The sequence below is a fragment of the Actinotalea solisilvae genome, assembly GCF_016464425.1.
Taxonomy (GTDB): Bacteria; Actinomycetota; Actinomycetes; order Actinomycetales; family Cellulomonadaceae; genus Actinotalea; species Actinotalea solisilvae.
The window spans coordinates 337114-349475 of sequence record NZ_JADDKQ010000001.1 but is presented as its reverse complement, the minus strand read 5'-3'; the positions used below and the strand labels follow the sequence as shown (position 1 = coordinate 349475).

Annotated in this window: 10 protein-coding genes; 7 read left to right on the top strand and 3 right to left on the bottom strand. The window is 72.5% G+C overall.

Going from position 1 to position 12362, the window contains the following annotated elements:
- Positions 1–8: 8 nt before the first annotated feature.
- A complete protein-coding gene (locus JIG38_RS01580) occupies positions 9–1454 on the bottom strand; it encodes a branched-chain amino acid ABC transporter permease (protein ID WP_307844433.1) in 1446 nt (481 codons plus the stop codon).
- 350 nt (positions 1455–1804) lie between these two features.
- On the opposite strand from JIG38_RS01580, the gene JIG38_RS01575 reads away from it, so the two are divergent.
- The gene (locus tag JIG38_RS01575) at positions 1805–2464 is read left to right on the top strand and encodes a GNAT family N-acetyltransferase (RefSeq protein ID WP_199421722.1); all 660 of its coding nucleotides are present in this window, start codon (positions 1805–1807) and stop codon (positions 2462–2464) included.
- Here JIG38_RS01575 and JIG38_RS01570 read toward each other — a convergent pair.
- Positions 2377–2823 carry a PaaI family thioesterase gene (locus tag JIG38_RS01570; protein WP_199421721.1) on the bottom strand — a complete coding sequence of 149 codons (447 nt, stop codon included), beginning with the start codon at positions 2821–2823 and terminating at the stop codon, positions 2377–2379. The genes JIG38_RS01575 and JIG38_RS01570 overlap by 88 nt on opposite strands.
- Between JIG38_RS01570 and polA the strand changes: the two genes are divergently transcribed.
- From polA to JIG38_RS01555, 3 genes are all read left to right on the top strand, one after another.
- Positions 2822–5530, top strand: coding sequence for a DNA polymerase I (polA, locus tag JIG38_RS01565; RefSeq protein WP_199421720.1), 2709 nt, complete (start codon positions 2822–2824; stop codon positions 5528–5530). The two genes, JIG38_RS01570 and polA, sit on opposite strands and share 2 nt — an antisense overlap.
- Before the next feature lie 184 nt (positions 5531–5714).
- Positions 5715–6050 carry a DUF485 domain-containing protein gene (locus JIG38_RS01560; protein ID WP_199421719.1) on the top strand — a complete coding sequence of 112 codons (336 nt, stop codon included), beginning with the start codon at positions 5715–5717 and terminating at the stop codon, positions 6048–6050.
- Positions 6047–7690, top strand: coding sequence for a monocarboxylic acid transporter (locus JIG38_RS01555; protein WP_307844432.1), 1644 nt, complete (start codon positions 6047–6049; stop codon positions 7688–7690). The genes JIG38_RS01560 and JIG38_RS01555 overlap by 4 nt, the downstream gene beginning before the upstream one ends.
- Here JIG38_RS01555 and JIG38_RS01550 read toward each other — a convergent pair.
- Entirely contained in the window at positions 7687–8556 is an 870-nt protein-coding gene (locus tag JIG38_RS01550; RefSeq protein ID WP_199421718.1) for a class I SAM-dependent methyltransferase, read from the bottom strand. The genes JIG38_RS01555 and JIG38_RS01550 overlap by 4 nt on opposite strands.
- A 179-nt stretch (positions 8557–8735) precedes the next feature.
- On the opposite strand from JIG38_RS01550, the gene JIG38_RS01545 reads away from it, so the two are divergent.
- The 3 genes from JIG38_RS01545 to JIG38_RS01535 are packed head-to-tail and all read left to right on the top strand — an operon-like array spanning position 8736 to position 12361.
- A complete protein-coding gene (locus JIG38_RS01545; protein WP_199421902.1) occupies positions 8736–10364 on the top strand; it encodes an ABC transporter substrate-binding protein in 1629 nt (542 codons plus the stop codon).
- Between the two features lie 3 nt (positions 10365–10367).
- Positions 10368–11375 (top strand): ABC transporter permease, encoded by a 1008-nt coding sequence (locus tag JIG38_RS01540; protein WP_199421717.1) that lies wholly within the window; start codon positions 10368–10370, stop codon positions 11373–11375.
- The gene (locus JIG38_RS01535) at positions 11372–12361 is read left to right on the top strand and encodes an ABC transporter permease (protein WP_199421716.1); all 990 of its coding nucleotides are present in this window, start codon (positions 11372–11374) and stop codon (positions 12359–12361) included. The genes JIG38_RS01540 and JIG38_RS01535 overlap by 4 nt, the downstream gene beginning before the upstream one ends.
- Position 12362 lies beyond the last annotated feature (1 nt).

Below are 12362 nucleotides of genomic sequence, written 5' to 3'. Positions count from 1 at the left end.
TGTCTCCCTTATCCCACGCGGGTCGCGCGGCCGAGGATGCCCTGCGGACGGAGCAGCAGGACGAGGATGAGGATCACGAGGGCCGCGCCGTAGCGCATGTCGCTCGGGATCCAGAGGCTCGAGAGCTCGACGACGAGGCCGATGACGATCGACCCGGCGAGAGCGCCGAAGGCGGCCCCGAGGCCGCCGAGCGTCACCGCGGCGAACATGAGGAGCAGCAGCGCGCCGCCCGAGTTCCACCGCGCGGCGCCGAGGTACAGGCCGAGCAGCACGCCGCCCAGACCGGCGAGGCCCGCGCCGAGCGTCCACACGAGCCGGATCACGCGGTTGACGCTGATGCCCGACGCCGCCGCGAGCGCGGCGTTGTCGGACACGGCGCGGGTCGCGCGGCCGGAGCGCGTGCGGAGGAGGAAGTAGGACACCCCCGCGAGGGTGACGAGCGCGATGATCACCGACGCGATGGTCTGCTCCGTGACGCGCACGGGCCCGAGGGCGACCGACGTGGGCGTCGCGGTGACGATGCGCAGGGGCCCGCCGCCGAAGAAGAACTGGAAGATGTACTGCAGCGCCATCGAGAAGCCGATGGTGACGATCATCGCCTGGGTGAGCCCGACGTTGCGGCGGCGCAGCGGCTGCCAGATCGCGGCGTCCTGGAACCAGCCGGTCGCCGCGGCCAGGGCCACGGCGATCACGCCGGCGAGCACGAGCGGCAGGTCGAAGAACTGGACGCCCATGTACGCGAAGATCCCGCCGAGCGTGACCTGCTCGCCGTGGGCGAAGTTGCTCAGGCCCGTGGTGCCGTAGATGAGCGAGAGGCCCACCGAGGCGAGCGCGAGCAGCAGGCCGAAGACCAGGCCGCTGACGAGCTGCTGGACGAAGCGGTTCATCGTGACGCCGCCGCCCGAGCTCGTCCCCACGCCCGCGGGCTCGTCGCCCGGCTCGGCGGCGGTGTCGTCCGGCTCCTCGCCGCCGCCGGGGTCCGACGTCGCCTGCGGGGCGGGCTCGCCGCTCGACGCCCCGAGGGGGAAGAGCGCCGGCCGCGTCGCGCCGAGCTCGACCGTGACCTCGCGCGGGTTGGCGGCCGGGTCGCGCAGGGTCTCGCCGGCCGGCAGCGTGGCCTCGTCGAGCGTCACGGAGTAGGTGCCGGGCGTCGCGACCGACGCCGACCACCGGCCGTCCGCACCCGTGGTCGCCGTGACCTCCTCGCCCTCGCCCTCGACCGTGAGCACGACGCCGACCGCGGGGTCGCCCGCCGCGGTGCGGATGGTGCCGTTGATGCAGGCGTTCTCGGCGCTGGCGACGCACGGCCCCTCGGCGGCCACGGCGGCCTGCTGGCCGAGCGCCGTGACGGCGAGGGTCACGAGCAGCAGCGCGAGCCACCGCCCGACCGTGCCGGCGGCCCCTGCGGGCCGCGATGTCCAGGACCGTGCCCGCGAGGACGCAGCTCGTCGCACGTGTGGTCTCCGTCCGTTCTCGCGCTGGTGCGCGGTTGTCCGCGCGGCGCTGCGCGGAGGTGTGTCCGTTCTGCGGGGTCGCCCGCCGAGGACCAGGACGATAGGCACCTCGTGTGTCGGACGCATTACGGACACGCCACACCCTTGCACCTGAAGTGCCCACGGCCCAAGCCCACGTGCGGGTGGCGCACACCCAGGACCTCGGGCTTTGCGCGGGGACCTCGGGCCGTTATCTTTTCGTCATCGAACCCGGCCTCCCACCCCCCACGGGGAGCGCCGGGGCCCTGCACCGGAGGAGGCTCGTCGTCGTGCGTCCCGGGATCGAGGTAGGGCCGGCCGAGCCGGCCGACATGGACGGTCTGGTCCGCTTGTGCCTCGCCGCACGCGAGGAGTCGTCGGTCGGCTCCCAGGTGTGCAGCCCCGAGCCCGCCACGCTCGCCCAGCAGCTCGGTGCCCTCACGGCGGCGCCCGGCGGCACGGTCCTCGTCGCGCGCTCCGAGGGTGCCGTCGTCGGCCTGCTGCTGGGGCGGGTGCTCGGCCCCAACCCGTTCACCGACGACGTGAGCCTCGCGGTCGAGCTCCTCTACGTGGCGAGCGGGCAGCGTCGCCGGGGCGTCGGCCACGCGCTCATGGTCGGTGCGGCCGACCTCGCCGCCGCGGCGGGCGCCGAGCACGTCTACGCCGCGCCGATCCCGGGCGCCCGCGGCATGCAGCGCTTCTTCGTCCAGCTGGGCTTCGCGCCCGCGGCGGCCCACCGCATGACCAGCACCAGCGCGCTCCAGCGTCGGCTCGCCGCCGACGGCGCCGCGGCCTCCCGCCGGCCCGGTCCGCGTGGCATCGAGGACCTCATCGCCCGGCGGCGGCAGTCACGCGCCGTGCCGTCGGCCGCTCCGCTCGCGCACGCGTCCGACGTGTCGCCCCTTCAGGCGCCGCGCCTCTCGATCAGCAAGCACGTGAGGCGCGCGGTGCAGACGCGCTTCGACGCCGAGTCCTCGACGACGATCTCGTAGCTCGCCGTCGTCCCGCCGAGGTGCAGCGCGGTCGCGCGCCCGGTGACGAGGCCCGTGCGGACGCCGCGGTGGTGGGTCGCGCTCACCTCGATGCCGACGGCCTGGCGCTCCTCGCCCGCGTGCAGCATCGCCGCGTACGACCCGAGCGTCTCGGCCAGCACGACCGACGCGCCGCCGTGGAGCAGGCCGTAGGGCTGGGTGTTGCCCTCGACGGCCATGGTGCCCAGCGCACCCGACGGGGACGCCTCGAGGATCTCGATGCCCATGCGCTCGATGAGCGTGCCGCGGGTCGACGCGCGGATGGACGCGAGCACGTCGGCCTCGGTCGTCGCCGGGCTGGGGGAGGTCGTGTCGGTCATGGCCGATAGGTTGGCACCCGTGACCGACCTGGCGCGAACGCGACCCCTGCTCCTGCTGATCGACGGCCACTCGATGGCGTACCGAGCCTTCTTCGCCCTGCCCGTGGAGAACTTCTCGACGACGACGGGCCAGCCGACGAACGCGGTCTACGGGTTCACGGCGATGCTCGCGAACCTGCTCCGCGACGAGCAGCCCACCCACGTGGCGATCGCCTTCGACGCCGGGCGGACGACCTTCCGCACCGAGCAGTACCCCGAGTACAAGGGCACCCGCGACGCGACGCCGTCGGAGTTCAAGGGCCAGGTCCCGCTGATCCAGGAGATCCTCGGCAGCATGCGGATCGTCACGGTCCAGAAGGACAACTTCGAGGCCGACGACGTCATCGCGACCCTGACCGACGAGGCCGTCGGGCAGGGCATGGACGTGCTCGTCTGCACCGGCGACCGTGACGCCTTCCAGCTCGTGGGGGACGCGGTCACCGTGCTCTACCCGCGCAAGGGCGTCTCGGACCTCGTGCGCTTCACGCCCGCGGCCGTCGAGGAGAAGTACGGCGTGCCGCCGGAGCGCTACCCGGACCTGGCCGCCCTCGTGGGGGAGTCGAGCGACAACCTGCCGGGCATCCCGGGCGTCGGGCCCAAGACCGCGGCGAAGTGGATCACGACCTACGGCGGCCTCGACGGCGTGCTCGCCGCCGCGTCGCAGATCACGGGCAAGGCCGGCGACAACCTCCGGCTCGCCGTCGACCAGGTCCGGATCAACCGGATGCTCAACGGTGCCGTGCGGGACGTCGAGCTGCCCATCGGGGTGGCCGACACGCAGGTGCAGCCCTGGGACCGCGAGGCCATGTCGTCGGTGTTCGACGCCCTGCAGTTCCGGACGCTGCGCGAGCGCCTCTTCGCGATGGTGCCCGAGGACGCCCCCGAGACGACGGGCTTCGACCTCGACGTCACGGTGCCGGGGCCCGGCGCGGTCGGGGCGTGGTTCGCGGCCCGGGCAGGCCGCACGCTCGCGGTCGACGTCAGCGGTCGCGCGACGCCCGCCTCGGGCGACGCGTGGACCGTCACGGTCGCCGACGGTCCCGAGGAGGCGGCGAGCATCGACCTCACCGAGCTGGCCCCCGCGGACGAGGCCGCGCTCGCGACCTGGCTCGCCGACCCGGCCGCGCCCAAGACGCTGCACGGGTCGAAGGAGGCGTGGCACGCGCTCGCGGGCCGCGGCCTCGCGCTCGAGGGCGTCGTGTTCGACACCCTGCTGGCGTCGTACCTCTGCTACCCCGACCAGCGCTCCTACGAGCTGGGCGACCTCGCGGTGCGCCACCTGCACCGCGAGCTCCGCGCCGAGGACGGGGCGGCGGGCGCGGGTCAGGGCGCGCTCGACCTCGACCTCGAGGACAGCTCCGAGGCACGCCGCACGGGGCTGCGCGCCGCGGCGGTCGCGGAGCTCACCACCATGCTCGGCGACGAGGTCGCGGACCGGGGTGCGCGCCGGCTCCTCGACGAGGTCGAGCTGCCGCTCGTGCGCGTCCTGGCCGGCATGGAGCAGGCGGGCATCGCGGCCGACGTCGAGTACCTCACTGGCCTCGAGCAGGAGTTCGCGGCCGCCGTCGCGGACGCGGCCGCGGAGGCCTACGCCGTCATCGGGCGGGAGGTGAACCTGGGTTCGCCCAAGCAGCTCCAGGAGGTCCTCTTCGAGCAGCTGAACATGCCCAAGACCAAGAAGATCAAGAGCGGCTGGACGACGGACGCGGCGTCGCTGACCGACCTGTTCGAGCGCACCGAGCACCCGTTCCTCGCGCACCTGCTCGCGCACCGCGACGCGTCCCGCCTGCGGCAGACCGTCGAGGGTCTGCTCCGGTCCGTCGGCGCGGACGGACGCATCCACACGACCTTCCAGCAGACGATCGCAGCCACGGGCCGCATCTCCTCGACGGACCCCAACCTGCAGAACATCCCCATCCGGACCGAGTCCGGGCGTCAGATCCGGCGCGCGTTCGTCGTCGGCGAGGGCTACGAGACGCTGCTCACGGCGGACTACAGCCAGATCGAGATGCGGATCATGGCGCACCTCTCGGGGGACGAGGGCCTCATCGCGGCCTTCCGGTCGGGCGAGGACCTGCACAACTTCGTCGCCTCACGCGTGTTCGGCGTCGGCACGGACGAGGTCACGCCGGCGATGCGCTCGAAGATCAAGGCGATGTCGTACGGCCTCGCCTACGGGCTGTCGTCGTTCGGCCTGTCCAAGCAGCTGAGCATCTCGGTCGGCGAGGCGGCCACCCTCATGGAGGACTACTTCGCGCGCTTCGGCGGCGTGCGCCAGTACCTCTCGGGCGTGGTCGACGAGGCCCGGCGCAGCGGGTACACGGCGACCATCCTCGGCCGGCGCCGGTACCTGCCGGACCTCACGAGCGACAACCGCCAGCGCCGCGAGATGGCCGAGCGGATGGCGCTCAACGCGCCGATCCAGGGCAGCGCGGCGGACCTCATCAAGGTCGCGATGCTCGGCGTCGAGCGGCGGCTGCGGCAGGAGGGTCTCGCCTCGCGCATGCTGCTGCAGGTGCACGACGAGCTCGTGCTCGAGGTCGCCCCGGGGGAGCGCGCGGCCGTCGAGGCGCTGGTGCGCGCCGAGATGGCGGCGGCCGCCGACCTCTCCGTGCCGCTCGACGTGTCGGTCGGCACGGGGAGCAGCTGGCACGAGGCGGGTCACTGAGCCAGGTCGTCGAGCCGGGTCGGCGGGCGGGTCGCCCGGGCGCGTCACTGGGCCGAACGGGTTTCGTTCGGTGAGTGACCAAATGGCGAACGCGACGCCGCCGGAGGGTCGCGTCCGGGAGTGACCTGGGCCACACTGGCTCGCGCAGTGGCAGCGTCGCCACCCAGACACACCCGGAGGCAGCATGTCCGAGGTCCTCGAACCGTCTGAGACCGACTACCAACGCGTGCAGAGATCGCAGGAGTTCCAGGACCTGCGCCGCAGGTTCCGCAACTTCGTCTTCCCGATGACGGCGTTCTTCCTCGTCTGGTACTTCCTCTACGTCCTCCTGGCCGCGTACGCGCACGACTTCATGAGCACGCGCGTCGTCGGGACCATCACGGTCGGGCTGCTCTTCGGGCTCGCGCAGTTCGTCTCGACCTTCGCGATCACGATGATCTACGCGAGCTGGGCGAACAAGAAGCAGGACGCGGTCGCGGACCGGCTCCGCCGTCACATCGAGACGGGGGAGGTCCGGTGATCCTGCGCACCGCCGCCGAGGCCGAGCAGATCGGCGACCCGGGCGTCAACATCGGGATCTTCGGGGCGTTCGTCCTCGTGACCCTCGTCATCGTGTTCCGGGCGTCGCGCAACAACCGGACCGCGGCGGACTACTACGCCGCCGGACGGTCCTTCACCGGGCCGCAGAACGGCACCGCGATCGCGGGCGACTACCTCTCGGCCGCGAGCTTCCTCGGGATCGCCGGGGCCATCGCGCTCAACGGCTACGACGGCTTCCTGTACTCCATCGGCTTCCTCGTCGCGTGGCTCGTCGCGCTCCTGCTCGTCGCCGAGCTCCTGCGCAACACGGGCCGCTTCACGATGGCCGACGTCCTGTCGTTCCGGCTCCGGCAGCGGCCGGTCCGGATGGCGGCGGCGCTCGCGACCCTCATGGTCGTCTTCTTCTACCTGCTCGCGCAGATGGCGGGCGCCGGCGGGCTCGTCGCCCTCCTGCTCGGGATCGACACCACGGCCGGTCAGAGCGCGGTCATCGCCGTCGTCGGCGCGCTCATGATCCTCTACGTGCTCGTCGGGGGCATGAAGGGCACGACCTGGGTCCAGATCGTCAAGGCCGTGCTGCTCATCGCCGGGGCGCTCGTCATGAGCATCTGGGTCATGGCGAAGTTCGGCCTCAACCTCTCGGCCCTGCTCCAGGCGGCGGTCGACGCGGGCGGCGAGGGCGGCGAGGCGCTCATCGAGCCCGGCAAGCAGTACGGCGTGTCCGCGCTCACGCGGATCGACTTCCTGTCGCTGGCCCTCGCGCTGGTCCTCGGCACGGCCGGCCTGCCGCACGTGCTCATGCGCTTCTACACCGTGCCGTCGGCCAAGGAGGCGCGTCGGTCCGTGGTCTGGGCGATCTGGCTCATCGGCGCCTTCTACCTGTTCACGCTGGTGCTCGGCTACGGTGCCGGCGCGCTCGTGGGCCCGGAGACGATCCGCAGCGCGCCGGGCGGGGTCAACTCCGCGGCGCCGCTGCTCGCGTACGAGCTCGGGGGCGTCCTGCTCCTGGGCTTCATCTCGGCCGTGGCCTTCGCGACGATCCTGGCGGTCGTCGCGGGCCTGACGATCACGGCCGCGGCGTCGTTCGCGCACGACATCTACGCGAACGTCATCAAGCGCGGCGAGGTCAACCCGGACGGCGAGGTGCGCGTCGCGCGCCTCACGGTCGTCGTCATCGGGATCCTGGCGATCGTCGGGGGCATCTTCGCGCAGGGGCAGAACATCGCGTTCCTCGTCGCGCTGGCGTTCGCCGTCGCGGCGAGCGCCAACCTGCCGACGATCATCTACTCGCTGTTCTGGCGGCGGTTCAACACGGCCGGAGCGCTGTGGAGCATGTACGGCGGCCTGATCTCGTGCATCGTGCTCATCGCGTTCTCGCCGGTCGTCTCGGGCAAGGTCGACCCGGTGACGGGTGCGAGCCTGTCGATGATCAAGGACACGTCGGTCGACTTCGCGATCTTCCCGCTGTCCAACCCCGGCATCGTCTCGATCCCGCTCGCGTTCCTGCTCGGGATCGTCGGGACGATGCTCAGCAAGGAGCAGCCGCACCCGGAGAAGTTCGCGGAGATGGAGGTGCGGTCCCTGACGGGGGCGGGCGCCGAGAAGGCCTCCGTCCACTAGCCCGCCGGCAGGCCCGGAGCGGGTCCCGCCGCCGCGGGGCCCGCTCCGGGGACCTGGTCGGCGCGCCGGCAGACGAAGATCGCGGTGCCCGGCAGCAGCGCCCCGCGCACCGGGCCCCACCCGCCCCACGTGCGGTCGTGCCCCTCGGGCCACGGCGGCTCGACGAGACGTTCGAGGACGAAGCCCGCGCCGACGAGCTCGGCCACGTGGTCGCCCACCGTCCGGTGGTACTCGGCGTAGGCGACGGCACCGTGCTCGTCGGTCTCGACATAGGGCCGCCGGTCGAAGTAGGAGCGGATCGCCGTGAGGCCGCGCTCGCCCGGGTCGTCCGGGAACGCCCAGCGCAGCGGGTGGGTCACGGCGAACACCCACCGCCCGCCGGGCCGCAGCACGCGCGCGACCTCGCGGTGGACGACGCTGGCGTCGGGCACGAAGGGCAGGGCGCCGAACGCCGTGAAGGCGACGTCGAACGTGGCGCCCGCGAACGGCAGCCGCCGGGCGTCCGCCTGCACCAGGGGCGTGCGCACGCCGGGGGCGGCGGCGTCGAGGGCGAGACCCGCGCGCAGCATGCCTCCCGAGACGTCGGTCGCGACCGCGTCGACGCCCCGCGCCACGAGCCACCGGGTGCACTGCGCCGCGCCTGCCCCCACCTCGAGCACGCGCCGGCCGGTCACGTCGCCCAGCAGCCGCATGTCCTGCTCGCGCAGACCCTCGGGGCACCACCGGAAGTCCGCCGGCCCGAGGAAGTCCCCGTGCTCGGCGAGGTAGTCGGCGGCGTTGGCGTCCCACCACCCGCGTGCGGCCCCGCCGCCCGCCTCGACGGGCACGTGGGCGAAACGGGCCTGGTTGGGCAAAAGGCGTTCCATGGCAGTAGTTTCGCCGAGTCCCTGACGTGACCGACCAGTAACAAAGGCGTGACACGGTGTGGTTAGCGTCGGGCCGTCCGGACTGCCCGGGCACGCAGGACCCCCGACTCGCAGTACCCACGAGAGGTGATCGTGTGAGGACCGTAGTGAAGGTGACGGCGCTGGCCGCCGCAGCAGCGATGGCGCTGACGGCGTGCGCCGCAAGTGACCGGGAGACCACCGGCGGCGAGACCGAGGGCGGCGGCGAGGGCGGACGCGACACGTTCATCTTCGCGGCCTCCTCGGACCCCGCGTCGCTCGACCCGGCGTTCGCCAACGACGGCGAGTCGTTCCGCGTCGCGCGGCAGATCTTCGAGGGGCTCGTCGGCACCGAGCCCGGCACGGCCGACCCCGCGCCGCTGCTCGCCGAGGACTGGGAGGTGAGCGAGGACGGCCTCGAGTACACCTTCCAGCTCAAGGAGGGCGTGTCCTTCCACGACGGCACGCCGTTCGACGGCGAGGCCGTGTGCGCCAACTTCGAGCGCTGGAACAACTTCACCGGCATCCAGCAGTCCGAGAGCCTCTCGTACTACTGGCAGAAGGTGAACGGCGGCTTCGCGACGAGCGACGTCCCCGAGCTCAACGGCACGGGCAAGTACGAGAGCTGCGAGGCGCCCGACGCGACGACGGCCGTCATCACCATGAAGAGCCCGCTGCCCGAGTTCATCTCGGCGCTCTCGCTCCCGGCGTTCTCCATGCAGTCGCCCACGGCGATGGAGGAGTACGGCGCGGACGACGTCACGGGTGAGGCCGACGCGCCGATCCTCCCGGAGTACGCGACGGCGCACCCGACCGGCACGGGCCCCTACGTCTTCGAGTCGTGGACGTCGGGCCAGGAGGTCGTGCTGACGGCCAACCCCGACTACTGGGGCGAGGCGGGCCAGATCCAGCGGATCGTCTTCCCGGTGATCTCCGACGCCACGGCGCGCCGCCAGGCGCTCCAGGCGGGCGACATCGACGGCTACGACCTCGTCGGCCCGGCCGACGTCGCCGCGCTCGAGGAGGAGGGCTTCCAGATCGTCAACCGCGAGCCCTTCAACATCCTCTACCTGGGCATGAACCAGGCGAACCCCGAGCTCGCCGACCTCAAGGTGCGCCAGGCGATCGCGCACGCGATCAACAAGGAGGCGCTCGTCGCCCAGACGCTGCCCGAGGGCACCGAGGTCGCGACGAACTTCGTGCCGCCGTCGGTCGCGGGCTGGAGCGACGAGGTCGCGACGTACGAGTACGACCCCGACAAGGCGCGCGCCCTGCTCGCCGAGGCCGGCAAGTCGACCCTGACGATCGACTTCAACTACCCGACGAACGTCTCGCGGCCTTACATGCCGACGCCCGAGCAGACGTTCCAGGCGATCAGCGCCGACCTCCAGGAGGTCGGCATCACGGTCAACCCGGTGCCCGAGCCGTGGAACCCGGAGTACCTCGACCGCATGCAGGGCACGGCCGAGCACGGCCTGCACCTGCTCGGGTGGACCGGTGACTACAACGACACCTACAACTTCATCGGCGTGTTCTTCGGTGCGCCCTCGATGGAGTGGGGCTTCAACGACCCCGAGCTGTTCGAGATGATCGGCGACGCGCGCTACCAGACGAGCGTCGAGGACCAGACGGCGGCGTACGAGGCGGCCAACGAGGCGATCCTCGAGCGCCTCCCCGGCGTCCCGCTCGCGCACCCGGTCCCGTCGCTCGCCTTCAGCCCGAAGGTGCACGACTACCCGGCGTCGCCCGTGCAGGACGAGGTCTTCAACGTCATCACGCTCGACGACTGATCGATGGCCCGACTCGTCCTGCAGCGGCTCGCGCTGCTGATCCCGACGCTGTTCGGGCTCTCGATCCTGCTGTTCCTGTGGGTGCGCGCTCTCCCGGGAGGCCCGGCAACGGCCCTCCTGGGGGAGCGCGCCACCCCGGAGGCGGTCGAGCGGCTCAACACGTTGTACGGCTTCGACCGCCCGCTGCACGAGCAGTACGTCCGGTGGCTCGGGCAGCTCCTCCAGGGCAACTTCGGCGTCTCGAGCCGCACGCGGCTCCCCGTGCTGGAGGAGTTCCTCACCCGGTTCCCGGCGACGATCGAGCTCACGGCCCTCGCGCTGGTCATCGCGATCGGCGTCGGCATCCCGCTCGGCTACGTCGCGGCGCGGTACCGCGGCCGGTTCCTCGACCACTCGACCGTCGTCGCGTCCCTCATCGGCGTGACGATCCCGGTCTTCTTCCTCGCGTTCCTGCTCAAGTACGTGTTCGCCGTCCAGCTCGGCTGGTTCCCGTCGACGGGACGCCAGAGCCCGGCCATGATCGCCACCCACCCGACGGGCTTCTACGTCCTCGACGGGTTGCTGACGCGCGAGTGGGACGCCGCGTGGGACGCGCTCCTGCACCTCGTGCTCCCGGCACTGGCGCTGGGGTCGATCCCGCTCGCGATCATCGCCCGCATCACGCGCGCGTCCGTGATCGAGGTCCAGAGCGCCGACTACGTGCGCACCGCACGGGCCAAGGGCCTCAAGCCGCCACGCCTGCGCCGCCGGGTCGTCCTCCGCAACGCGATGCTGCCGGTCGCCACGACGATCGGCCTCCAGGTCGGCCTGCTGCTCTCGGGCGCCGTCCTGACCGAGACCGTGTTCGCGTTCAACGGCATCGGGAGCTTCCTGGCCGACGCCGTCTTCGACCTCGACTACGCCGTGCTGCAGGGCTTCATCCTGTTCATCGCGGTCGTCTACGCGCTGGCGAACCTCACGGTGGACGTCTCCTACGGCATCATCGACCCCCGGATGCGAGCCCGCCGATGACCGACCCCACGAGCGCCACGCCCGCCGCGGGCGGTCCGTCGGGCGTCGCGCTGCCGACCGGCACCGGCACCCCGACGACCGACGCACCGGCCCCCGGCCCGCGCCGCGGCGCGCAGGACGAGGGCGCGAGCATCTGGCGCGTCGCCGCGCGCCGCCTGCGCCGCAACCCCGGTGCCCTCACGGGCGCCGTGATCGTCCTCCTCTTCGTGCTCGTCGCCCTGCTCGCGCCCGTCCTCGCGCCGTACGCCGAGGGCGCGCTGCCGGGCCGCGCCGAGATCCGGCCGACGTTCATCCCCGGCCCGTCCGACCAGTACCTGCTGGGCCTCGACCGCTACGGCGGCGACCTGCTGTCCAAGCTCATCTGGGGCGCGCGGGCGTCGCTGCTCGTCGGCGTGCTGTCCACCCTGCTCGGGCTCCTGGGCGGAGCGCTCCTCGGCCTGCTCGCCGGCGCGTTCGGCGGCTGGGTCGACACCGCGACGATGCGCCTGGTGGACCTCATGCTCTCGGTCCCGTCGCTCCTCCTCGCGGTGTCGATCGCCGCGGTCGTCGGGCAGTCGCCCACGGCGGTGGTCGTCGCCATCGGGGTCGTGCAGATCCCGATCTTCGCGCGCCTGCTGCGCGGGACGATGCTCGCCGAGCGCGGGCAGGACTACGTGCTCGCGGCCCGGTCGCTCGGCCTGTCGCGCCGCACCGTCACCATGAGCCACGTGCTGCCGAACAGCCTCGGCCCCGTCATCGTGCAGGCGACGCTCATGCTGGCCACGGCGGTCATCGAGGCCGCGGCGCTGTCCTTCCTCGGCCTCGGCGGCGGCTCGCCGACCACCGCCGAGTGGGGCCGCATGCTCACGCAGGCCCAGAACGAGCTCGAGGTGGCCCCGCGGCTCGCCCTGTGGCCCGGCTTCTGCATCGCGGTCACCGCCCTCGGGTTCACGCTCTTCGGTGAGGCCCTCCGCGAGGCGCTCGACCCACGGACGAGGGGACGCTGAC

Coding starts and splice junctions, on each gene's coding strand:
- JIG38_RS01535 (WP_199421716.1), top strand. CDS start 11,372: ATGACCGACCCCACGAGCGCCACGCCCGCCGCGGGCGGTCCGTCGGGC.
- JIG38_RS01570 (WP_199421721.1), bottom strand. CDS start 2,823: ATGACCGACACGACCTCCCCCAGCCCGGCGACGACCGAGGCCGACGTG.
- JIG38_RS01545 (WP_199421902.1), top strand. CDS start 8,736: ATGGCGCTGACGGCGTGCGCCGCAAGTGACCGGGAGACCACCGGCGGC.
- JIG38_RS01540 (WP_199421717.1), top strand. CDS start 10,368: ATGGCCCGACTCGTCCTGCAGCGGCTCGCGCTGCTGATCCCGACGCTG.
- polA (WP_199421720.1), top strand. CDS start 2,822: ATGGCCGATAGGTTGGCACCCGTGACCGACCTGGCGCGAACGCGACCC.
- JIG38_RS01575 (WP_199421722.1), top strand. CDS start 1,805: ATGGACGGTCTGGTCCGCTTGTGCCTCGCCGCACGCGAGGAGTCGTCG.
- JIG38_RS01550 (WP_199421718.1), bottom strand. CDS start 8,556: ATGGAACGCCTTTTGCCCAACCAGGCCCGTTTCGCCCACGTGCCCGTC.
- JIG38_RS01560 (WP_199421719.1), top strand. CDS start 5,715: ATGTCCGAGGTCCTCGAACCGTCTGAGACCGACTACCAACGCGTGCAG.